This is a genomic window from Streptomyces sp. NPDC085866, assembly GCF_044541035.1.
In the GTDB taxonomy this organism is placed as follows: domain Bacteria; phylum Actinomycetota; class Actinomycetes; order Streptomycetales; family Streptomycetaceae; genus Streptomyces.
Map to the genome: position 1 here is coordinate 199,449 of NZ_JBITSQ010000013.1, position 20,758 is coordinate 220,206.

Here is a 20,758-nt window from a genome sequence, read left to right on the forward strand (position 1 = left end):
GCACCCGAGCCGGGCGGCGAATCGGCCGGGGGACGGCGGGCGAGGGCCACCACGTGTCCGGGATGACCCTCCGATGTCAGCCGAGCAGCGAGCCGACCGTCGTCGGCGCGGAGACGAGGGTGCCCGCGATCGGGGAGACGAGCCGGCGCACCGGGTCCGTGGGAGGGACGGATTCCGCCGCGCCGGGATCATCGTGGGCGCCGACCTGGGCGATCCGGGTCTCGTACCCCGGCCCGGTCGGCTGCTGCTCCTGGCCCTGCCCCTGCCCCTGCCCCTGCCCCTGCCCCTGCCCCTGCCCCTGCCCGCGATCCTCACGCGGGGCGTCCTCGGCCGACCGCCCGGGCGGCTGTCCGGCGGCCCCCTTCGAGGGTTCGGTCCACCCGGGGTCAGGCGCGTCCGGCGGCGTGTGTCGCCGCGGCGGCGCACCCGGTCCCACCCCGGCCCGTACCCCCGCCTCAAGGACCCACCGCTGCCCCTTCGAGCCGTCGCGGGCCGCGACCACCACCCGGGTCGGGGAGTCCCCGGAGTCCGGGGCGAGGGCGAGGCCCTCGGGCCGGCGGAGCAGGACTTCGCCCCGGACCGTGATGTCGTACGACACCTCTCCGGCGTGCACGACACAGCCGGACAACACGACGCCCCGCGTCCCCGGGTCGGCGGTCAGGCAGAGCGTGGGATCGGCGGCGCTGCGCAGCAGTCCGTCGTCCTGGTACGACCACTGCTGCGACCCGGCGGACGAACACTCAGCCAGCAGGGCGCCCGCCCCCGTCTCGGCGTTTCCCCCTCTCGCGTCCAGACAGAGCCCGGAGGCCAGGCTGCGCAGCCTGCCGTGGGCGACCTCGACGGGATCGCCGGCCGAGGCGGCGGACGAGGAGACCGCGGAGGACCGCTCGCTGTCGGCGCCGGGGTGGGCCGAACTGCCCACCGGGGCACCCCAGGTGGCCCCGGGTCCCGGGACACCGTTGTCATCGGACCAGCCCTTGACCACGAGCACCGTGGCCAGCAGGGCGAGCGAGGTGAGACCGACGCCCACCGCCAGGGCCGTACGACGCCTGCCCTCGGGCACCGCGCGACGCCTGCCGTCGGGAACCGTGCGGTGTCGGCCGCCCGGCGCCGGGGCCGGCGCGTGCGGCGTGGGCGACTCCTCCTCCAGGGCGCCGCGGCCAGGCCGGGAGCCGAGATAGCGGCGGGCGCCCCAGCCGAGCACGGTCTCGGCGAGCAGGACTTCCAGGCCGCCCTCGAAATGGCTGAGCTGTTCGGCGGCGTGGCGACAGTGGCGGCAGACGGCCAGATGCGCCTGCACATCCGGGAGCAGGGAGCCGCCGCGACGAATGGGGACGTCCAGGAGGCGGTTGTGGAAGCGGCATTCCCTGGAGGGTGCGAGTTCGCGGTGGGCGCGTACACAGCCCGCCCGGAATTGCTCGCGAGCCTGCTCCAGGGCGGTCGCGGCGGTGACCGTGTCGACCCCCGACAGACCAGCGGGTATGTTTATGGGCTCCGCCTCGACCTCGGTATGCCACAGAAGGCATTGGGAGGCGGCGGGCAAGGCCTGGAATGCGCGTTCTGCGAGCTGTCGCCTTTCGGGCGTGCCGGGCATTGTCGCGCGTAGACCACGGCCACCGGTGGTTTTACGCAGTTCCGGCATGACCACGCAGGCGCCCTCGTCGGCGGCCCAGCTGCGGACGGTCTCACGGACGGCCACCAGCAGCTGCGGACGCAGGGCACCACCGGCCGCCCCGCTCGCGAGCCGGCCGAGTACCTGCTGGAAGGCGGCGGCCGCCACCAGTTGTGCCGTGGGCCCGGCGGCGGCCAGGCAGACGATCGCGTAGTCGCGGGTGGCCCGCCAGTGCCGGGCCAGGAGCAGGGCGACGGCGTGATGGCGGCCGTCGCCGGGGCCGCCCAGAAGGGCGACGAGATCGCGGTCGGACTCCCCCGGCAGCGAACCGGGGCGGGGCGGGAACGGCGGGCGTGGGGGGTAGGGGGACTGCACGGAACACCATTTCCTTTCCAGCCGCAGGGCGGCATCCGAAATGGCGCCCCGTCGGAAAGCAGTGCCTGATTGGTGCATACCTGAGGGGCCCGGCCTTGCCGTTCGGTTGCGACCTTTACCCCTCTCACAGGAGGGCTCACCTTCGCACACGAGCCTCACAGGAAACAAGAAGTTCGAATGACTCGGCTTCAAAGTCGGGGAAATGCACGGCAGTTACCGGCGGTATCCACACACCTCTCCGAGGCTGCGGTTGCACAGCGGTCAACTTGTGTGCATGGAAAGCGGGATGGCACACGAAATCTCCAACTCCCCGCCTGCCCCCTCGGCGGACACCCACAGCCGGTTCCCATGTTCTTCTCGGCGCGCTCTCATCCTCGCGGCCGAGCATGGCCGCATGATCGCCCCCCACTCCACAGCGACCCCCGCCTCCACCCGCCCGGTACGCAAGGCGGTCGTCCCGGCCGCCGGGCTCGGCACCCGGTTCCTGCCCGCTACCAAGGCGACGCCGAAGGAGATGCTCCCCGTCGTCGACAAGCCGGCCATCCAGTACGTCGTGGAGGAGGCCGCGGCGGCCGGTCTCGACGACATCCTGATGGTCACCGGGCGGCACAAGCGCGCCATCGAGGACCACTTCGACAGCGCCTTCGAGCTGGAGCAGGCCCTGGCAGCCAAGGGCGACACCGTGCGCCTGGACGCCGTACGCGATCCCGCGCGGCTGGCCGACATCCACCACATCCGCCAGGGCGACCCGCTCGGCCTCGGCCACGCCGTGCTGTGCGCCCGCCACCACGTCGGGAACCAGCCCTTCGCCGTCCTGCTCGGCGACGACCTGATCGACCCGCGCGAAACCCTGCTCAGCCGCATGCTGGACGTCCGCGACCGGTACGCGGGCACCGTGGTCGCGCTGATGGAGGTCGACCCGGCGCAGATGCAACTCTACGGCTGCGCGGCGGTGGAACCCACCGGCGAGGAGGGAGTCGTACACGTCACCGGCCTCATCGAGAAGCCGTCACCCGAGAAGGCGCCGAGCCGCTACGCGGTCATCGGCCGCTACGTCCTCGACCCCGCCGTCTTCGACGTCCTGGAACGCACCCCGCCGGGCCGCGGCGGCGAGATCCAGCTGACGGACGCCCTCCAGGACCTGGCCGCGGGCGGCACGGTGCACGGGGTCGTGTTCGACGGCCTGCGCTACGACACCGGCGACAAGGCGGACTATCTCCGCACGGTGGTCCGCCTGGCCTGCGCCCGGCCGGACCTGGGCCCCGAATTCAGGGGCTGGCTCCGGGAGTTCGTGGCAGGGCTGGAGGACGGCGAGGCCGACGCGGCCGACATCCGCAAGGAGCGCCGGGCGGCCTGAGACAACGCGAGGGGAGGGATCCGCCCGGACCCCTCCCCCGAACCTGGAAGACCTGCGAGTCCCGCAGACCCCACAGGCCCGACAAGCCCTACAAGTCCCGCGTCAGTCCTAGTTGTTGGGCCGCAGCGTCCACACCACCTGCATCTCGCCCGTGACCGCGCCGTCCGCGCGGCGGATCTCGATCGTCACCGGGAACTCGGGGCGCTGCCCCGCGTCCAGCTCGGCCACGACCTCGGCGGCCGGGCGGCCCAGCTTCGCGGTCGCGGTGACGGCACCCATCGCCAGCTTCTTGTAGGCGATCTCGGCCCGCACGGCGAGCGGCACGGCGCGCGAGAGCTGGTCGCCGAACGCGGCCAGCACGATGGCCCCGCTGGCCGACTCCCCGAGCGTGAACATCGCACCGGCGTGCGGCCCACCCACGTGGTTGTGGTAGTCACCCTGGTCCGGCAGGGACACCACGGCCTGCTCCGGAGAAGTCTCCAGGAACTCCAGGTTCAGCGTCCGGGCCATCGGCACGGTGGCGGCGAGCATGTCGCCGATCGACATCTGGTCTGCGCTCATGGCGCCATGTTACTCACGAGTAGCAGCCGCTGGCCAGAGAGGATTCCGCTTCGCTACAGCCCTGGCGAGGGGTAGTGACCGAATCGTGTCCCTGGCGCCGCTAGGGTGGGCCCCCATGTGGCCAGGACAGCAGCAGCCGCCCGGGGGCGAGCAGAACCCGCAGAACAACCCGTATCAGCAGCCGGGTTACCAGCAACCGAATCCGTACCAGCAGCCCGGCTACCAACAGCCCAGCCCCTATGCGCAGCAGCCGCAGTGGGGGGCTCCGGCACCCGCTGGTGTCCCGCAGCCCTCACCGGGCGGCGGTGGCGGTGGTGGCGGCGGGAACCGGACGAAGGTCGTCGCGATCGTGGCGGCCGCGGCCGTGGTGGTGGCCGCCGGTGTGACCGCGTTCCTGGTCCTGGGCGACAAGGACAAGAAGGACGTGGCCGACAAGCCGAGCAGCCCGGCCACGTCGTCGCCCTCCGGGTCGAGCGCGTCCCCGTCGACGGACGACGACCCGCGCGGCAACGAGACCGAGAAGCCGACGATCGCCGGCTGGAAGGTCGTGGTGAACCCCAAGTGGGGTGTCGCCTTCGACGTGCCGTCGGACTGGGAGGTCCAGGCCACCGGTCTCGCGGTCGGCTTCGACTTCCCGAAGTCCGAGAAGGACAAGGGCATCACCATGTCGGGCCTCGCCGAGTACCAGTCCAAGTGGTGCACGTCCGACGACGACAAGGACGGCCGCACCGAGGACACCCCGCTGGCGGTCGTGGGCTCCAAGGGCGCCAGCGGCGCGAAGAACGCGGACGAGATCGCGATCAACACACCGCCCTGGTGGGTCTACGGCGGCTACACGATGCCGGACAAGAAGAGCATCTCGTGGGACAAGAAGCCCACCCCCTTCACGTCCGCTTCGGGTGTGAAGGGCAGCTACGCGTGGGCCCAGTCGACTCACACGCCCCGCAAGGGCAAGTGCGTGACCGACGGCAAGGCGCTCACGTTCGGCTTCAAGAACGCCGCCGACGACTATGTGTCGTTCAACTTCTACGGGGCCACGGGTACGAAGGGTGAGATCCCCAAGGCGACCGTCCTGAAGATCCTCAGCACGATCCGGCTGCACGGAACCCCGACGTCCGACTGAGCCCGCAGGGTGTTCCGGCCCACCGCGGCGCGGCGGGCCGGAACACCGTGGAGCCTCAGCCCTCGCCCAGGTAGCCGCGGTAGATCCAGTGGCCGTACAGCGTCGGCGTGCCGTCGTCGGAGACCTGGCAGTCCTTGATGCACTCCCAGGTGCTGCTATTGGTGCACTCGTAGTGGGATATCACGTGGTGGCCCTTGGCCGCGTGGCCGATCACCTTGCCACGGCCGCTCGGCGTCTTGTGGATGGCGGCCTCGTCCTTGGTCACGACGTAGCGGTGGGCGGCTGGCCGACAGCTGATCGTCGAGGCCGAGGCGGGCGCCGCGACAACGGCGGGCACGGCGGCACCGATGAGCGCAGCCGTGGCGATCAGGGCTGCAGCATGCTTGCGCATGAAGGTCCTTTCTTCTCTTTCGAAGCAATTAGGCCATCACCATGACAAATAGTCATGGACATGACTTGATCATCTTAAAAAGCTCCTCCGCCAGAGTCAAAGACGCGCCATGCACGGCGAGTTGGCCGGATCGCCGACGCCGCCGGAAACCGGTTTGAAACCGCGAGTCACGCGAGCGATAGTCACCCGGTGAAGCCAGTCGTCCCCCGCCACCCGCCCAGACCCGCCTGGGCGGGCCGCAACTACTCGTTGCTGACCGCCGCGGCGGTCGTGACCGGCCTCGGCGCGGGCGGCTCGCTCATCGCCGCCGCGTTCGCCGTGCTGGACGCGGGCGGCGACGGCGGCGACGTGGGACTGGTGGCTGCCTCCCGCACCCTGCCGCTGGTGGTGTTCCTGCTCATCGGCGGCGCGCTCGCGGACCGGCTGCCCCGGCACCGGGTGATGGTCGCCGCCAACGCCCTCAACTGCCTCTCCCAAGCCGCCTTCGCGTTGCTCGTGCTGGCCGGCGAGCCCCGGCTGTGGCAGATGATGCTGCTCACCGCGCTCGGCGGCACCGGGCAGGCGTTCTTCGGCCCGGCGGCCGAGGGCATGCTGATGTCCTCCGTGGAGGGTGAGCAGGCGGGCCGCGCGTTCGCCCTCTTCCGCATGGCCACCCAGGGAGCGGCCCTCGGCGGCGCCGCGCTCGGCGGCGCGCTGGTCGCGGCGGTCGGCCCCGGCTGGGTCCTCGCGTTCGACGCGGCGGCCTTCGCCGTCGCGGGAGCTCTGCGCTCCCTGCTCGACGTCAGCCACATCCCGCCGCGCATGCCCGGCGAGGGCATGCTGGCCGATCTCCGGGAGGGCTGGCGGGAGTTCGTCGGCCGCCCCTGGCTGTGGGGCATCGTCGTCCAGTTCTCCATCGCCAACGCGGTGGTCGGCGCGGCCGACGCGGTGTACGGCCCGCTCGTCGCCCGCGACAGCCTGGGCGGGGCGGGCCCGTGGGGCCTGGCGCTGGGCGCGTTCGGCGCGGGCACGGTGGCCGGCGCCCTGCTGATGACCCGCTGGCGACCCCGCCGTCTGCTCCTCGCCGGCACCCTGTGCGTCTTCCCGCTGGCCCTGCCCTCGGCCGCCCTCGCCGTGCCGGTGCCGGTGGGCGTCCTCTACGTGGTCATGTTCGTCGCGGGTACGACGGTGGAGGTGTTCGGCGTCTCCTGGATGACCGCGCTGCACCAGGAGATCCCCGAGGACAAGCTCTCCCGGGTCTCCGCCTACGACTGGTTCGGCTCGGTCTCGCTCATACCCCTCGCCACAGCCCTGGCCGGCCCCACCGAGTCCGCCGTCGGCCGCACGGCCGCCCTGTGGGGCTGTGCGGGCCTGGTCGTCCTGGTCACCGCCCTGGTCCTGCTGGTCCCGGACGTCCGCACCCTGACCCGCCGTGCCGCACGGCCGACAACCCCTTCGATCCCCTCAGCCGATGCCGAAAGCCCCGTCGGGGGGCTCGGGTGAGGGTACGGCGTCGCTGTCGCCGACCGGATGCGCGGCACCGATGAAGTCCCGCAGCGCCGGACCGTGTTCGACACGGGCCGGGAAGACGTCGGCGGCGGTGAGACGGGCCACGGCGGCCGTGTCGAGGGGCCGGTGCGAGGCGACGAGAACCGCGTTGCCGAACCGCCGGCCGCGCAGCACGCCCGGCTCGGCGATCAGCGCAAGCTCTTCGAACACGGCCGCGAGATTGGCCAGTTGGGAACGCAGGAACCCGAACGGCGCCGCGTCGGCGAGGTTGGCCAGATAGACCCCGCCCGGCCGCAGCACGCGCTCGGCCTCGCGGGCGTAGGCGAGCGAGGTGAGGTGGGCCGGGACGCGTGAGCCGCCGAACACGTCGGCGATCAGCACGTCGGCCGAATCGTGCGAGGCGGCCTCGAGCCAGGCCCGGGCGTCGGCGGTGTGCAGCGCGACGCCCGAGCCCTCCGGGAGCGGCAGATGCTCGACGACCAGCTCCAGCAGCCCCCGGTCGGCCTCGACCACGTCCTGCCGGGAACCGGGCCGGGTGGCAGCGAGGTACCGGGGAAGCGTGAGCGCTCCCCCGCCCAGGTGCACCACGTCCAGCCCGAGCCCTTCCTCGGCGAGGGTGTCCAGCACGTACCCGAGCCGCCGCGCGTACTCGAACTCCAGATACGTCGGCTCGTCCAGATCGACGTACGACTGCGGGGCGCCGTCGACGGTGAGCAGCCACGCCCGCTCCCGATCGACGTCCGGCATCAGCTTGGCGGTGCCGTGATCGACGGCCCGGGTCACAGGTATGGCTTCACTCACGAACCCATTGTCTCCGGAACCGGAGAACACCGGTGCGGTGAGTGCCTGAGGGGCGTGGGGCTGCATCGATGTGCCGCGCAGCCCCCACGCCCCTCAGCCCCTACGGAGCTACGGAGCCACGGAGATGACCGTCCCGGCCCCGACGGTCCTGCCACCCTCCCGGATGGCGAACCCGAGCCCAGGCTCGACCGGCACCTCCCGCCCCAGCTCAACGGTCATCTCCACCGTCTCGCCGGGCCGCGCGACCGCCACCTCCCCGAGGTCGACGTCCCCGACCACATCCGCCGTACGGATGTAGAACTGCGGTCGGTACCCCGTGGACACCGGAGTCGTACGACCGCCCTCGCGCCCGGACAACACGTACACCCGCGCCGAGAACCGCCGACTGGGCACCACACTCCCCGGCGCGGCCACCACGTGCCCCCGCCGCACGGCGTCCCGCGGCACACCGCGCAACAGCACGGCCACGTTGTCCCCGGCCTGCGCCTCCTCCATCGGCTTGCCGAAGGTCTCCAGTCCGGTGACGACGGTCTCCACGTCGGCGCCGAGCACCGACACCCGGTCCCCCAGGCGGAGCGTCCCCCGCTCCACGGCGCCCGTGACGACCGTGCCCCGCCCGGTGATGGTGAGCACGTTCTCCACCGGCAGCAGGAAGGGCGCGTCCAGATACCGCTCGGGCATCGGCACGTAGGTGTCGACCGCGTCGAGCAACGCCTCGATCGACGCCGTCCAGCGCGGGTCGCCCTCCAGGGCCTTCAGCCCGGAGACCCGTACGACGGGCACGGCGTCCCCCGGGTACCCCTGCGCGGTGAGCAGGTCGCGGACCTCCAGCTCGACCAGGTCGGTCAGCTCCTCGTCGCCCGCGTCGGCTTTGTTGAGCGCGACGACGATGTGGTCGACGCCCACCTGCCGGGCGAGCAGCACGTGCTCGGCGGTCTGCGGCATGATCCCGTCGAGCGCGGAGACGACGAGGATCGCCCCGTCGAGCTGCGCGGCGCCGGTGACCATGTTCTTGACGTAGTCGGCGTGGCCCGGCATGTCGACGTGGGCGTAGTGCCGGGTGTCGGTCTCGTACTCGACGTGCGCGATGTTGATGGTGATGCCGCGGGCGGCCTCCTCCGGGGCCCGGTCGATGCGGTCGAACGGGACGAAGGTGCCGGTGCCGCGCTCGGCCAGGACCTTGGTGATGGCGGCGGTCAGGGTGGTCTTGCCGTGGTCGACGTGGCCCATCGTGCCGATGTTCAGGTGCGGCTTGGTGCGCACGTATGCCGTTTTGGACATGGCTGTACCTCGAAGCCTCTCAGGCGTGCGGAAGAGCGGGGACCCCGAGGAGTGGCCGACCCTCCCCCTGCGGGGTCCGCCGGACAATCCGGAGAGGGTCAGCTTCGGGCGCCGTCGACAGCGGCCGTGAGGATCGGGACGGCAGCCTTCGGCGCATCCGCGACGGCGGATGCTGCGAGGAGGAAGGCGTACCGGAACATGTCGACGATCATCGCCGACGGTTTGTCCGGCGTCGAATGGTTTTTCGGGGTACGCGAGTCGAGGTGGCGGGAGCGACGGCCCTCAGGAGATGTTCTTCAGCGCCTCGCGCACGGTCAGCGGCGCGAACCGGCTCCGCTCGCGCGCCAGGAAGCCGCGGACGGCCTCGGCGTCGGTCTTGGCGTACTCGCGCAGGCACCAGCCGATGGCCTTGCGGACGAAGAAGTCGGGGTGGCCGGACTGGAGCAGGCAGTAGGCGAACAGCCGGTCGGTGTCGGTGCGTTCCTTGTAGCGGAGCTGGTGCAGCAGGGCCGTACGCGCCACCCAGAGATTGTCGTCGGCGATCCAGGCGTCCATGTCGGCCGTGAGCCCGGGGTCGGCCGCCACGAGGGCGCCGACGACGTGCGCGGCGAGCAGATCGACGGTGTCCCACCAGGAGACGGTGGTGACGAGGTACCGGGCGACAGGCAGGAACGCGGAGGTACAGCGGGCCGTGTGGCGGCGCAGGTAGTCCACGGCGAAGTAGTGGTACTCGCGCTCGGGCAGCAGCCAGCAGCGAAGGGCGACCGCGGTGCAGTCCGCCTCGTCCGGCCGGGGTGTGCCGGCCAGGACGGTGCGGGACAGGGTGCGCCGGTCCGGGGTCGGGATCCCGAGGAAGGGCGCCACGTCCTTCATGTACGCCCGCATCGCCGCGGCCCTGCCGGGATCGGCCGCGGCGGCGTAGGTGGCGGTCAGCCGCTCCAGCACGGCGTCGGCGAGGGCGCTGGGCGGCACGTCCGGCGGGGCCGCACCTGAGACGGTCATGGGACGAACGATACGGCGATCACACGGTCACGGGCCGTCCTGCCCCGCGACGATCAGGCGGTAGCCGTAGTCCATGGACTCCCGGCTCAGCAGGTCCGCGTGGCGGCGCTGCCACTCTCCCGTGGCCAGGTCCGCACGCAGTCGTGCGATCGCCGGTTCGACGTCGGACGGGGGAAGTTGGGCGAACGTGGAACTCGCCTCGCGGAACCCGCGAGCACGACCGGACTGGCCCACCGACTGGGCGTCAGCCCCGGCACGGTGAGCCAGCACCTGGGCGTCCTGCACCGCGCCGGACTGGTCACCCGTGCCCGGCACGGCCACGTCGTCCTGTACCTGCGCAGCCCCTTGGGCGATCAGCTGTCGGCGTAGGGACCTCGAACACCACTTGGCCGCATGGCTAGATTGAGACGGTGGAGACGACGCACCGGCCCGCAGCGCGGGTCATCTGCCTGGACGCCGCCCACCGCGTACTCCTGCTGCGCTGGCGCGACCCGTTCGACGGAACATGGTTGTGGGAACCGCCTGGTGGCGGCATGGACCCCGGTGAGACACCGCTGGAGGCGGCACGGCGGGAACTGGCCGAGGAGACCGGACTGGACCCGGCTGCGGTCACCGACCGGTCCGTGCCCGTCGAACGGGACGTGTGGTGGAACGGCAAGCGCCACACAGGCTCGGAGCAGTTCTTCCTGGCCCGTTTCACCGAGGAACAGCCGGCGCTCGTAAGGACCGGCCTGCTCCCCGACGAACAGATCAACCTCGACACCCACGCCTGGATCGCCGCGCCGGACCTGCTCTCGCTCCCGGACCGCCTCGAACCACCCCAGCTGCTGACCGTGCTCGAAGCACTGGTACCGGAGGGCCCCTGGCGGACCTGAAGCCTGTCCGGCACGCCCTGCGCACGGGACGGTGATGAGACGGACCATACGGCGATCACACGCATGCGTCGGTTAGTGTCGCCGGATGCTCGATGCCAACCGCTCTGGCACCGCCACGGCCTCTCCCCGGGCCGCCGTGGAGCAGGCCGTCCCCGCGGCCGTTCCCGTCCCGCGCCTGCCTCGCACGGGGTTCGCCGCCCGCTGCACGCGCGCGGTGCTGTCGCCGTACGCACGGCTGTCCCTGCTGCTCGCCCTGCTCGCGGGCGCCGCGTCCTGCGTGCTCGCGTTCGAGCCGCAGCGGCTGCTGACGCACGGCTGGCCGCCGCAGCTGGGCGGGGCCGCGGCGGCCGTCGTGTTCGCGGTGGCGTACGGGCTGTGCACGGTGGCGTTCGTGCCGCGCCCCCTGCTGAACCTGGGGGCGGGTGCACTGTTCGGCTCCCAGCTCGGGCTGGCGACGGCGCTGACCGGCACGGTGCTCGGCGCCGGGGTCTCCTTCGGGCTCGGCCGGCTGCTGGGGCAGGACGCCCTGCGGCCGTTGCTGCGTGGCCGCTGGCTGAAGGCAGCCGACGGGCAGCTCAGTCGGCACGGGTTCCGTTCGATGCTGGCGGCGCGGCTCTTCCCGGGTGTGCCGTTCTGGGCGGCGAACTACTGTGCCGCCGTGTCCCGGATGGGCTGGCTGCCGTTCCTGCTGGCCACGGCGCTCGGCTCGATCCCGAACACGGCCGCCTACGCGGTCGCCGGCGCCCGCGCCTCGGCGCCGACCTCGCCCGCCTTCCTGATCGCGATGGCCTCCATCGCCGTACCGGCGCTCGCGGGCACGGTGGTGGCCTGGCGCAAGCGCCACCACCTGCGCGACCGGTGATCAGCCAGTGATCAGCCAGTGATCCTTCAAACGCCTTCCAGGATCATCGCGTTGGCGAGCCCGCCCGCCTCGCACATGGTCTGCAGGGCGTAGCGCGCGCCGCGTTCGCGCATGGCGTGGACCAGGGTGGTGGTCAGGCGGGTGCCGCTGGCGCCCAGCGGGTGGCCGAGGGCGATGGCGCCGCCGTTGACGTTGACCTTGGCGAGGTCGGCGCCGGTCTCCTGCTGCCAGGAGAGGACCACGCTGGAGAAGGCCTCGTTGATCTCGAACAGGTCGATGTCGGCCAGACCCAGCGAGGCCCGGCGCAGCACCTTCTCCGTCGCCGGGATGACACCGGTGAGCATCAGCAGCGGGTCGGAGCCGGTGACGGCGAAGCTGTGCAGGCGGGCGATCGGGCGCAGGCCGAGGCGGGCCGCGGTCTCGCTGGAGGTGATCAGCACGGCGGAGGCGCCGTCGTTGACGGGGCTCGCGTTGCCCGCGGTGACGTTCCACTCGATCTGCGGGAAGCGCTCGGCGAAGCCGGGGTCGTAGTAGGCGGGCTTGAGGCCGCCGAGGATCTCCGGGGTGCTGCCGGGCCGTACGCACTCGTCGCGGGTGACGCCCTCCAGCGGCGCGACCTCGGCGTCGAACAGCCCGGCCTCCCAAGCGGCGGCGGCCTTGTGGTGCGAGGAGACCGCGAACTCGTCCATCCGCGCGCGGGTGAGGGACCACTTGGCGGCGATGAGTTCCGCGCTGATGCCCTGCGGGACCAGGCCCTCCGGGTAGCGCTCGGCCACGCCCGGACCGAAGGGGTCCTTGCCGGCCGGCACGTTGGACCACATCGGCACCCGGCTCATCGACTCCACGCCGCAGGCGACGACGAGGTCGTAGGCGCCCGAGATGACGCCCTGCGCGGCGAAGTGCACGGCCTGCTGGGAGGAGCCGCACTGCCGGTCCACCGTGGTCGCCGGGACCGTCTCCGGGAATCCGGCCGCGAGGACGGCGTAGCGGGTGGTGTTCATGGCCTGCTCGCCGACCTGGTCGACGGTGCCGCCGATGACGTCGTCGATCAGCGCCGGGTCGACACCGGAGCGCTCGACCAGGGTGCGCAGGGTGTGCGCGAGGAGCTGCACGGGGTGGACGTGGGCGAGGGAGCCGTTCGGCTTGCCCTTGCCGATGGGGGTGCGTACGGCTTCGACGATGACTGCGTCTCGCATGGTGCGGGCCTCCTTGGCCGCCTGGCTACCCGTAGGGAGCTACCAGTGAGTAGGAAATTCAAACTCACGATAGCTCCATAGGTTTGAAAATCAAACCCTCCTCTAGACTGGCCACCATGGCCGCCACGAAAGACCCGCGCCCCTGCTCCATCGCCGACGCCCTCGCCCTGGTCGGCGAGAAGTACTCCCTGCTGGTCCTGCGCGAGGTGTGTCTGGGCAACGGCCGCTTCGACCAGCTCGTGCGCAACATCGGCGCCCCGCGCGACATCCTGGCCACCCGGCTGCGCCGGCTCGTGGACGCGGGGATCCTCACCAAGCGCGCCTACAGCGAGCGCCCGCAGCGCTTCGAGTACCGGCCCACGCCGGCCGGGCTGGAGCTGGAGCCGGTCTTGATGACCCTCAAGGAGTGGGGCGACCGCCACCTGCGCAAGGGAGCCGACCTCCCCATGGTCATCGAGCACAGCTGCGGCAACGAACTGGTCCCCCAGGTCACCTGCCGGGCCTGCGGCAAGCCCGTCCGCCACGAAGACCTGACGGCCCACCCGCAGGCCCCGGGCTGGACGGTCACCGGCCCGACCACCGTCTAGGCCGTGTTCGCCGGTCGTTTGCCGCACCCGACCGGATCGGGCACAGGATGTCGGGTCCGGCAGGGTGAGTCCTTCCTAACGTGAGTGATCGAAAGGGAAGGAGGCCGGGGTGCTGGAGCGACTGAACCAGGCCATGGAGCACATCGAGTGCCACCTCGATCGGCGGATCGAGGGGGCCGACCTCGCACGGATCGTCGTGACGTCGGAGTACCACTTGCGGCGGCTGTTCTCCGCGCTGGCGGGGATGCCGCTGTCGGAGTACATCCGGCGCAGGCGGCTCACGGTCGCGGGTGCCGAGGTGCTGGCCGGGGATCGGACGCTGCTGGAGATCGCGGTGCGGTACGGCTACACGTCGGGGGAGGCGTTCGCGCGGGCGTTCCGCGTCATGCACGGCGTCGGTCCCGGCGAGGCCAGACGGTCCGGTGCGAGTCTGCAGTCCCAGCCACGGCTGTCCTTCCGACTCACCGTCGAAGGGAGCAGCAGTATGCGATACCGCGTCGTGGAGAAGGACGAGTTCCGAGTGGTCGGCAGGAAGGCGCGCGTCCCCCTCGTGCACGAGGGGGTGAACCCTGCCATTGCCGACTTCATCCGGGGCATCAGGCAGGAGACGCTGCAGCGCATTCAGAGTCTGTCCGACCAGGAGCCGCAGGGGATCGTAGGGGTGAGTGAGAACCTCGACCCGAGTCGGGCGGAGGGGACCGAACTCGACTACTACCACGGGGTGGTGACCCGCGCCGCCGTCCCCCAGGACCTGGACGCGCTCACCGTGCCGGCCGGGATGTGGGCCGTCTTCCAGAGCTCCGGGCCGTTCCCGCAGGCGCTCCAGTACCTCTGGCGGGACGTGTTCACGCAGTGGTTCCCGTCCAATCCCTACCGGAGCCGGCCCGGACCGGAGATTCTGCGGACCCGGCTGTCGCAGGACGCCACACAGGCGGATGCGGAGCTGTGGATCCCCGTGGAGCGGACTGCGGTCTGACCGACAGCGCGCGACGGCCCGGGGCCGCCCTACGACATCGCCTCCGACCGGTACACGTCCAGCCGCCCGCACATCCCGAACCTCCCTTCCTCCCAGGGCTGTTCGGCCCGTACGGCGGCATCGGCGAAGTGGGAGACGTCGCCGCGTTCGAGGCGGGCCAGGTGGTCCCCGGTGGTCTCGGCGGCCGCGAGTGCCCCGTGCCGCCACCGCTCGCGCCACTCCGCCAGCCGGGGCCGTACGAGGGCTGCGGCGGCCCGGTGGAAGGCGGCCAACGGCTCGGGGCCGGTGGCCTCGCACAGGGCGCGGTAGCCCTCCAGGGCCAGGTCTCGGCGGGCGCGGGCGAGGCGCTCCCGTTCCTCCTCCGGCGCGCCGGCCGGGATCACGGTGGCGGCGGCGTACGTGTCCGGGTCGGTCAGGTAGCGCGGGGGCAGGGTGAGCACCGCGTCGCCGGCCTCCGGCAGGCCGCTGTTCTGCATCAGGACGGTGATGCGCAGGTCGCCCTCGTTGACCAGCCGGTGGATGGTGCCCGGCGTGAACCAGGCGACCGTGCCCGCCGCCAGGGGCGTGACCTGGTACCCGGAAGACGTCAGCGTCTGGACGGAACCGGTACCGCCCGTGACCACGTACCCCTCCGAACAGGCCAGGTGCAGATGGGGGGTTCCGCCGTGCAGGCCGTCGGCGGCGGGCCAGTCGTAGACGCACAGGCGCGAGACGGCGACCCCGCCGGGCAGCCCGCCGTACCCGCTCACCACGGGTGCGTCTCCAGGTACTTGGCGATCTCCTCCCGCTCCCAGGCGCCGTCGGCGACGACGACGCGGTAGCGGCGGGTGAGGGTGTCGCCGGGGGCCAGCTCCAGCTCCTGGTGAAAGGCCCAGGACGGGGCGATGCCCGCGAAGGGGTCGTTGCGGACGAACCAGTGGGCGGGGTGAGCGCCCCCGGCGCCGGAGTGGTCGTTCTCCGGGGCGTGCGCGAAGACCACGGTGGCATGGCCGTCGGTGCCGTCGTGCTCGCCGGACAGGGCCAGCCAGGGGCCCTGTGTGCCCATCAGCTCCGGCCCCTCCCCGTCGGGGCCGATGATCCGGCCCTCACGGAAGGCGCGCGGGCCGCGCCAGAACAGGCCGGTGTAGCCGGCCATCTCGCGTCCGGCGGTGGTCGGACTGCCGAAGCGGAGGGGCTCCTCGCGGCGGTTGGTCACCGCGGACGACCAGGTCAGCGCCCAGGAGCCGCAGGCCGGGTCGACGTCGTGCACCTCGACGCGGCGGACCTCCTCGGCCCACAGCTCGCCGCCGTGCGGGTGCCAGGTCAGCCGCTCGGCGATGACGGCCCGGTTCTCGTCCGCGACGATGTCGTCGAAGCCGACGTGCGCCATCGAGCCGACCCGCTCCGGGAGTTCGAGATAGCCCTCCCCGTGGACGTACGTGTTGCCGCCCCACAGGTTCGCCCCGGACAGATGCGAGGCCGTCAGGGACAGGCCCTTGTGCCAGCGGTGGTCGTTGGGCCGGTAGTCGGTGACGACGTCACCCGCCAGGGTCCGCACCGGATGGAGGTACGGCTTCGGCGCCTCCCAGGCCGCCTCCGGACGGTAGACGTAGGCGAACAGCTCCACGCCGGTGAGCGGTTCGGTCACCGTGATCCGGTCGCCGTGGGCGTGGACGAGGCGCAGGCCGCCGCTCATGCCCGGACCTCCTCGGCCGCCTCGGGCGCCCAGCCGGGCGCGTCGCCGTGCAGGGCCGTGTAGTACGGGTCGCCGGGGCCGATCCGGCCGCGGCGTACGGTCGTGTCGGTGAACGCCGACTTGTACAGCGCGGTGATCAGCTCCAGGCTGGTGCGCCCGTCCGCCCCGCTGCTGCGCGGCCGCTCCCCCGCGCGCATGCTCGCGACCAGCTCCCGCAGCTGCGCGAGGTGCGAGCTGGGCACGTCGGGCCCGAAGTCCCGCCAGACAGCGACCCGTTCGGACGGCACGTCGGGAGCCGGGGTGATGCGCCAGTTGCCGTTGCCGTGCCCGTAGAGGTGGGTCAGTTCGACGGTGGCGCGTTCGCAGTCGATGCGGATGCGGCTGACCTCGTCGGGGCTGAGCACGCTGTTGACCACGGTTGCCAGCGCACCGTTCTCGAAGCGGACGAGTGCGGTGGAGACGTCCTCGGTCTCCACGTCGTGCACCAGCCGGCCGGCCATGGCCCGCACCTCGCTCCACGGCCCGAGCAGGTCGAGCAGCAGATCCATCTGGTGGATGCCGTGCCCCATGGCCGGGCCGCCTCCCTCGGTGTGCCAGCGCCCCCGCCAGGGCACGGCGTAGTAGGCGGTGTCCCGATACCACGTGGTCTGGCAGTGGGCCACCAGCGGGCGCCCCATCGCCCGCTCGGCGAGCAACTGCCGCACATGCCGGGATCCGGAGCCGAAGCGGTGCTGGAAGACGATCGACGCGTACGGCCCGCCGTCGGTGCCCTCCTCCGCCTCGATCGCGTCGAAGTCGGCGAGCGAGGGCACCGGGGGCTTCTCGCACCACACCCAGGCCCCGGCGCGCAGCGCGGCCACCGTCTGTGCGCGGTGCAGCGTGGGCGGGGTGCCGATGGTGACCAGGTCGGGCCGCTGCTCGGCGAGCATCAGGTCGAGGTCTGTGTAGGCGTGCGGGATACCGGCCTCGGCGCAGAGCGCCTCCACGGCGTCCTTGTCGATGTCGACGGCGGCCACGACCTCCGTCTCGCCCTCCTCGACGAGTCGGGCGAGCGCGGGCAGATGCGATCCGCGCCCGATGGAGCCGGTGCCGATGACGGCGGCCCGGATGCGCCGGCCGGCGAAGGGGGATGTCGAGCGAGGCATGGGCGGGTTCAGCACTCCTCCGGGTACGGCGGCGGGCGCGGTGCGGCGGGCGCAGCAAGCGCTTTCTCCTGCGCTGCAACGTAAGCGGAGGCGCCGGGGCCGGTCAACACCCGGTGCCGCCTGTGAACCTTTGTGTCCCGCCGCTCACCGCGGGCGGGCGGCGAACCCCTGTTCCCCTGCGGTCCCGGGAGCCCGATACGCTGCCCTGGTCACATGATCACCATGTATCCCATCAGCACTTGGACGTCGCACCTTCATGTCTTGGTTTGAATCCCTCGTCCTCGGACTCGTCCAGGGGCTGACCGAGTTCCTGCCCGTCTCCTCCAGCGCGCATCTGCGGCTGACCGCGGCCTTCTCGGGCTGGAAGGACCCCGGGGCGGCCTTCACCGCGATCACCCAGATCGGCACGGAGGCGGCGGTCCTGATCTACTTCCGCAAGGACATCGGGCGGATCGTCTCGGCCTGGTTCCGGTCGCTGTTCGACAAGGCGATGCGACACGACCACGACGCGCAGATGGGCTGGCTGGTGATCGTCGGCTCGATCCCGATCGGTGTGCTCGGTGTGACGCTCAAGGACCAGATCGAGGGGCCGTTCCGCGATCTGCGGATCACGGCGACGATGCTCATCGTCGTCGGCGTGGTGATCGGCATCGCCGACCGCCTGGCGGCCCGTGACGAGACCGGGGGACGGCACCGCGCGCCCAAGCAGCGCAAGACGCTGGAGAACCTCGGCGTCAAGGACGGCCTGATCTTCGGCCTCTGTCAGGCGTGCGCCCTCGTCCCAGGCGTCTCCCGCTCCGGAGCGACCATCAGCGGCGGCCTGTTCATGGGCTACAGGCGCGAGGCGGCGGCCCGTTACTCCTTCCTGCTGGCCATCCCGGCGGTGCTGGCGTCCGGGCTGTTCGAGGTGAAGGACTCGGTGGGCAGCGGCGATGTCGACTGGGGCCCGACCCTGTTCGCGACGGTGATCGCGTTCGCGTCGGGTTACGCGGTGATCGCCTGGTTCATGAAGTGGATCTCCAACAAGAGCTTCATGCCCTTCGTCTGGTACCGCATCGCCCTCGGCATCGTCATCATCGCACTGGTGACGGCGGGCGCCCTGAGCCCCCACGCGGCGGAATCGGCGAGCTGACGAACCCGTCGCTCCACCCCAACTCCGTTGCGTCCACCGTCGTTTCGGACATCTCCCGCGCACTGGACGGCGCGGACCCGAACGGGCCGGCTCCAACCTGCCGGCCCACTCGCCCGAAGCGGCCACGGCCTGCGGATCCGGTGGTCGCGCGGGGGACGAACAGGCGTATCCGGAGGGCCGGTTCACCGTCACCCGTGACTTCTTCCGCTCGACGGCCCGGCGGGGCATATGCCTTCTGGGCTGGCGCGACCGCGAACGCGGGCGTGCCGGCCGGTGACCAACCCCATACCTTCTGAGTAGCTGTGCGGTAGCGCAGTGTCAGTGCTTGCCCCTACGCTTGTCCGCATGTCCCCCGATTCCCTGCCCCCTGGTTCCGTGCGGTCTGCTGCCGAGGTGAACGAGCAGATCCGGGCGCTGTGGCTGCGTGCGGGCGGCACCCTGTCGGCCCAGGAGCGCGCGGAGTACGAGCTGTTGGTGGTCGAGTGGGCGGCGGCCATCCGCGGAGAGATCATCGAGGCGGCCTGAGCGCCACTCGCCCCTGGCCCTTCGGGTGCACAGCCGTGTCGTTCCCCACCGCCCCGGTGACCGTCCTCTAGGCTCGCGCCGCCACACCAGTTTCGATCTTCACGGAGGGCAGGACGGCGAGGATCAATCGCGAGCGTCTCGTCAGGACACTGACGTTCTGGCTGCGCCCCGCCTTCGCGTTGCGGGTCATCAACCGGTTCCAGAAGATCGTCGGATTCGACCGCTCGATGGCCCTGGCCTCCAGCGCTCTCACCGCGCTGGTTCCGCTCGCCATCCTCAGCAGCGCCGTCCTCGGCAACGTCGTCCACTACGACCCCGGACAGCGGATCATCCAGCGCTACCACCTCACCGGGGCAGGCGCCGAGGCGGTCGACTCCCTCTTCTCCCCGGCCGAGGGCAGCAGCACGAGCGCCGGCATCTTCGGGCTGGTGTTCCTGACGATCTCGGCGCTGAGTTTTGCGCGAGCCTCGCAGCGACTCTTCGAACAGACGTGGGAACTGACGCCCCTCAGCGTGCGCAACTCACGCAACGGCCTGTGGTGGATCCTGACCCTCGGCGGCTACGCGTTGATCATCGGGTGGCTCTCCGCGCTCGTCGGCGGGCACGGACTGGGTCTGACGACCGCGCTGTGCGAGGCACCGGTGACCGCCGTGTTCCTCGTATGGAGTGGCTGGATCCTGTCGGCGAAGCGGATCGCGTGGCCCGATCTGATCCCCTTCGGCGTCACCGCAGCCGTTCTGACGGTGGCCTACTCCGTGGGCACGGCCCTCTACCTGCCGCACCTCTTCAACTCGTACGCCGCACGCTACGGGGTGGTCGGTGCCGTCTTCGCGCTGCTCTCGGCCCTGTTCGCCGCCATGCTCATGCTCGTCGCATCGGCCGCACTGGGGCGAGAGGTACGAGAAGAGCTCAGCCGGATCCGCGAGGGCCACCGTCCCTCCGACCACGAGGTCCGCCGGCAGTGGGACAGCGTGGTCGAGCAGACGCGCTCACAGTGGCGCACGGTACGGAAGCAGGTCGCTCATCGGCGGGCCAAGGGCGGGGACCGCTAGCGGCCAGGACCGGGCCGGCCGACTCGACGGCTACGCGCGCAGATGCGCGAGCACCTCGTCGGCCACGGCATACGGCCGCTCCTGCGGCAGCAGCTCCGCCGCCCGGTCGAGGTCACCGGCCCGCACCAGCCCATGGACCTCCGTCGCCAGCGGTGTCACGTCCTCGATGGCGACGATCCACTCGTCCGCGTACCGGGCGGCCGCCTCGCCCGCGAGGCCGAGCTGCAGCGAGCGGTGCGGCAGCGGGTTGAGGTGCAGGTCCCGCTCCGGGTCCCACTGGACGCGGGCCGGCGACTGCCTCAACTCCCGCTTCCAGGCCGCCTGGTTCTCGTGCAGACCGGAGACGTAGTGCGACAGGCAGGAGTTCCGCAGGGCCCACTCGAAGCCGTCGCGGGCGATCTCGACGGCGAGGACCGTCTCCTGTCCCTCCTTGGCGCCCCAGCCGCAGCGGTACATCATCCACAGGAAGGACGGCTTGATCCAGGTCATCCGGTCCCGCTTCCAGGAGGCCGGGAAACGGCCGGTGCGGGCCGCGGGGCCGCCGATCTCCGGTCGGTACGCCTGGTAGACGGTGACCGTGGAATCCGTGTGGCGGGCCCGGATCCGGAACTTCGGCTCAGGTTCAACTACTTGTTCGACTGACTGATCGTTCACGAGGACAGGTTCGGTCGTCCGGCCTCCACCGCACCACCGAATATTCGGCGCGCCTCTTGGCACCCGGCCCCTGGTGCCCAACACTGTG

At 71.6% G+C, this 20,758-nt stretch carries 22 protein-coding genes; 11 read left to right on the forward strand and 11 right to left on the reverse strand.

What is annotated here, in order from left to right:
- Nucleotides 1–76: 76 nt before the first annotated feature.
- Complete coding sequence (locus ACIF83_RS31415) at nucleotides 77–1,987, reverse strand: RICIN domain-containing protein (RefSeq protein ID WP_399731967.1); 1,911 nt, start codon at nucleotides 1,985–1,987, stop codon at nucleotides 77–79.
- 394 nt (nucleotides 1,988–2,381) lie between these two features.
- Between ACIF83_RS31415 and galU the strand changes: the two genes are divergently transcribed.
- Nucleotides 2,382–3,344 carry a UTP--glucose-1-phosphate uridylyltransferase GalU gene (gene galU / locus ACIF83_RS31420; RefSeq protein ID WP_393482460.1) on the forward strand — a complete coding sequence of 321 codons (963 nt, stop codon included), beginning with the start codon at nucleotides 2,382–2,384 and terminating at the stop codon, nucleotides 3,342–3,344.
- Between the two features lie 108 nt (nucleotides 3,345–3,452).
- Here the strand turns inward: galU and ACIF83_RS31425 are convergent, their stop codons facing one another.
- Complete coding sequence (locus ACIF83_RS31425; protein ID WP_393482661.1) at nucleotides 3,453–3,890, reverse strand: DUF4442 domain-containing protein; 438 nt, start codon at nucleotides 3,888–3,890, stop codon at nucleotides 3,453–3,455.
- A gap of 130 nt (nucleotides 3,891–4,020) precedes the next feature.
- On the opposite strand from ACIF83_RS31425, the gene ACIF83_RS31430 reads away from it, so the two are divergent.
- Nucleotides 4,021–5,028, forward strand: coding sequence for a hypothetical protein (locus tag ACIF83_RS31430; RefSeq protein WP_399731973.1), 1,008 nt, complete (start codon nucleotides 4,021–4,023; stop codon nucleotides 5,026–5,028).
- Between the two features lie 55 nt (nucleotides 5,029–5,083).
- On the opposite strand, the gene ACIF83_RS31435 is transcribed toward ACIF83_RS31430, so the two are convergent.
- Nucleotides 5,084–5,419 (reverse strand): hypothetical protein, encoded by a 336-nt coding sequence (locus ACIF83_RS31435; RefSeq protein ID WP_393482466.1) that lies wholly within the window; start codon nucleotides 5,417–5,419, stop codon nucleotides 5,084–5,086.
- 189 nt (nucleotides 5,420–5,608) lie between these two features.
- Between ACIF83_RS31435 and ACIF83_RS31440 the strand changes: the two genes are divergently transcribed.
- On the forward strand, nucleotides 5,609–6,901 hold the full coding sequence (locus ACIF83_RS31440) for an MFS transporter (protein WP_399731978.1): 1,293 nt from the start codon (nucleotides 5,609–5,611) through the stop codon (nucleotides 6,899–6,901).
- Here the strand turns inward: ACIF83_RS31440 and ACIF83_RS31445 are convergent.
- The 3 genes from ACIF83_RS31445 to ACIF83_RS31455 form a co-directional block, all read right to left on the reverse strand.
- Nucleotides 6,863–7,708, reverse strand: a complete 846-nt coding sequence (locus ACIF83_RS31445; RefSeq protein ID WP_393482473.1) for a spermidine synthase — start codon at nucleotides 7,706–7,708, stop codon at nucleotides 6,863–6,865. The two genes, ACIF83_RS31440 and ACIF83_RS31445, sit on opposite strands and share 39 nt — an antisense overlap.
- 108 nt (nucleotides 7,709–7,816) lie before the next feature.
- On the reverse strand, nucleotides 7,817–8,989 hold the full coding sequence (gene tuf, locus ACIF83_RS31450; protein WP_386579744.1) for an elongation factor Tu: 1,173 nt from the start codon (nucleotides 8,987–8,989) through the stop codon (nucleotides 7,817–7,819).
- A 282-nt stretch (nucleotides 8,990–9,271) separates the two neighbouring features.
- Nucleotides 9,272–9,991 (reverse strand): DNA alkylation repair protein, encoded by a 720-nt coding sequence (locus tag ACIF83_RS31455; protein ID WP_399731981.1) that lies wholly within the window; start codon nucleotides 9,989–9,991, stop codon nucleotides 9,272–9,274.
- Nucleotides 9,992–10,090: 99 nt separating this feature from the next.
- Here ACIF83_RS31455 and ACIF83_RS31460 point away from each other — a divergent pair, with 99 nt between their 5' ends.
- The 3 genes from ACIF83_RS31460 to ACIF83_RS31470 all read left to right on the forward strand — a co-directional run bounded on the left by ACIF83_RS31460 (nucleotide 10,091) and on the right by ACIF83_RS31470 (nucleotide 11,728).
- Nucleotides 10,091–10,360, forward strand: a complete 270-nt coding sequence (locus tag ACIF83_RS31460; protein WP_393482479.1) for an ArsR/SmtB family transcription factor — start codon at nucleotides 10,091–10,093, stop codon at nucleotides 10,358–10,360.
- Nucleotides 10,361–10,401: 41 nt separating this feature from the next.
- Nucleotides 10,402–10,866, forward strand: a complete 465-nt coding sequence (locus ACIF83_RS31465; RefSeq protein ID WP_399731985.1) for an NUDIX hydrolase — start codon at nucleotides 10,402–10,404, stop codon at nucleotides 10,864–10,866.
- An 85-nt stretch (nucleotides 10,867–10,951) separates the two neighbouring features.
- The gene (locus ACIF83_RS31470; protein ID WP_399731988.1) at nucleotides 10,952–11,728 is read left to right on the forward strand and encodes a TVP38/TMEM64 family protein; all 777 of its coding nucleotides are present in this window, start codon (nucleotides 10,952–10,954) and stop codon (nucleotides 11,726–11,728) included.
- A gap of 26 nt (nucleotides 11,729–11,754) precedes the next feature.
- Here the strand turns inward: ACIF83_RS31470 and ACIF83_RS31475 are convergent, their stop codons facing one another.
- A complete protein-coding gene (locus ACIF83_RS31475) occupies nucleotides 11,755–12,924 on the reverse strand; it encodes a thiolase family protein (RefSeq protein ID WP_393482488.1) in 1,170 nt (389 codons plus the stop codon).
- A 116-nt stretch (nucleotides 12,925–13,040) separates the two neighbouring features.
- On the opposite strand from ACIF83_RS31475, the gene ACIF83_RS31480 reads away from it, so the two are divergent.
- Nucleotides 13,041–13,511, forward strand: a complete 471-nt coding sequence (locus ACIF83_RS31480) for a winged helix-turn-helix transcriptional regulator (RefSeq protein ID WP_399731991.1) — start codon at nucleotides 13,041–13,043, stop codon at nucleotides 13,509–13,511.
- 109 nt (nucleotides 13,512–13,620) lie between these two features.
- Complete coding sequence (locus tag ACIF83_RS31485) at nucleotides 13,621–14,487, forward strand: GyrI-like domain-containing protein (RefSeq protein WP_399731994.1); 867 nt, start codon at nucleotides 13,621–13,623, stop codon at nucleotides 14,485–14,487.
- 29 nt (nucleotides 14,488–14,516) lie between these two features.
- On the opposite strand, the gene ACIF83_RS31490 is transcribed toward ACIF83_RS31485, so the two are convergent.
- From ACIF83_RS31490 to ACIF83_RS31500, 3 genes are read right to left on the reverse strand one after another with little or no spacing between them, the layout of a single operon-like run.
- On the reverse strand, nucleotides 14,517–15,239 hold the full coding sequence (locus tag ACIF83_RS31490) for a cupin domain-containing protein (protein WP_399731996.1): 723 nt from the start codon (nucleotides 15,237–15,239) through the stop codon (nucleotides 14,517–14,519).
- A complete protein-coding gene (locus ACIF83_RS31495; protein WP_399731999.1) occupies nucleotides 15,233–16,162 on the reverse strand; it encodes a PmoA family protein in 930 nt (309 codons plus the stop codon). Before ACIF83_RS31495 ends, ACIF83_RS31490 begins: the two co-directional genes overlap by 7 nt.
- Entirely contained in the window at nucleotides 16,159–17,307 is a 1,149-nt protein-coding gene (locus tag ACIF83_RS31500; RefSeq protein WP_399732001.1) for a Gfo/Idh/MocA family protein, read from the reverse strand. The genes ACIF83_RS31495 and ACIF83_RS31500 overlap by 4 nt, the downstream gene beginning before the upstream one ends.
- Nucleotides 17,308–17,563: 256 nt before the next feature.
- On the opposite strand from ACIF83_RS31500, the gene ACIF83_RS31505 reads away from it, so the two are divergent.
- The 3 genes from ACIF83_RS31505 (at nucleotide 17,564) to ACIF83_RS31515 (ending at nucleotide 20,016) form a co-directional block, all read left to right on the forward strand.
- Entirely contained in the window at nucleotides 17,564–18,439 is an 876-nt protein-coding gene (locus tag ACIF83_RS31505; protein WP_399732004.1) for an undecaprenyl-diphosphate phosphatase, read from the forward strand.
- Between the two features lie 345 nt (nucleotides 18,440–18,784).
- Entirely contained in the window at nucleotides 18,785–18,964 is a 180-nt protein-coding gene (locus ACIF83_RS31510; RefSeq protein ID WP_393482508.1) for a hypothetical protein, read from the forward strand.
- Between the two features lie 179 nt (nucleotides 18,965–19,143).
- A complete protein-coding gene (locus ACIF83_RS31515; protein WP_393482511.1) occupies nucleotides 19,144–20,016 on the forward strand; it encodes a YhjD/YihY/BrkB family envelope integrity protein in 873 nt (290 codons plus the stop codon).
- A 30-nt stretch (nucleotides 20,017–20,046) separates the two neighbouring features.
- On the opposite strand, the gene ACIF83_RS31520 is transcribed toward ACIF83_RS31515, so the two are convergent.
- Nucleotides 20,047–20,670 (reverse strand): DUF4291 domain-containing protein, encoded by a 624-nt coding sequence (locus ACIF83_RS31520; RefSeq protein ID WP_393482514.1) that lies wholly within the window; start codon nucleotides 20,668–20,670, stop codon nucleotides 20,047–20,049.
- Nucleotides 20,671–20,758: the final 88 nt, after the last annotated feature.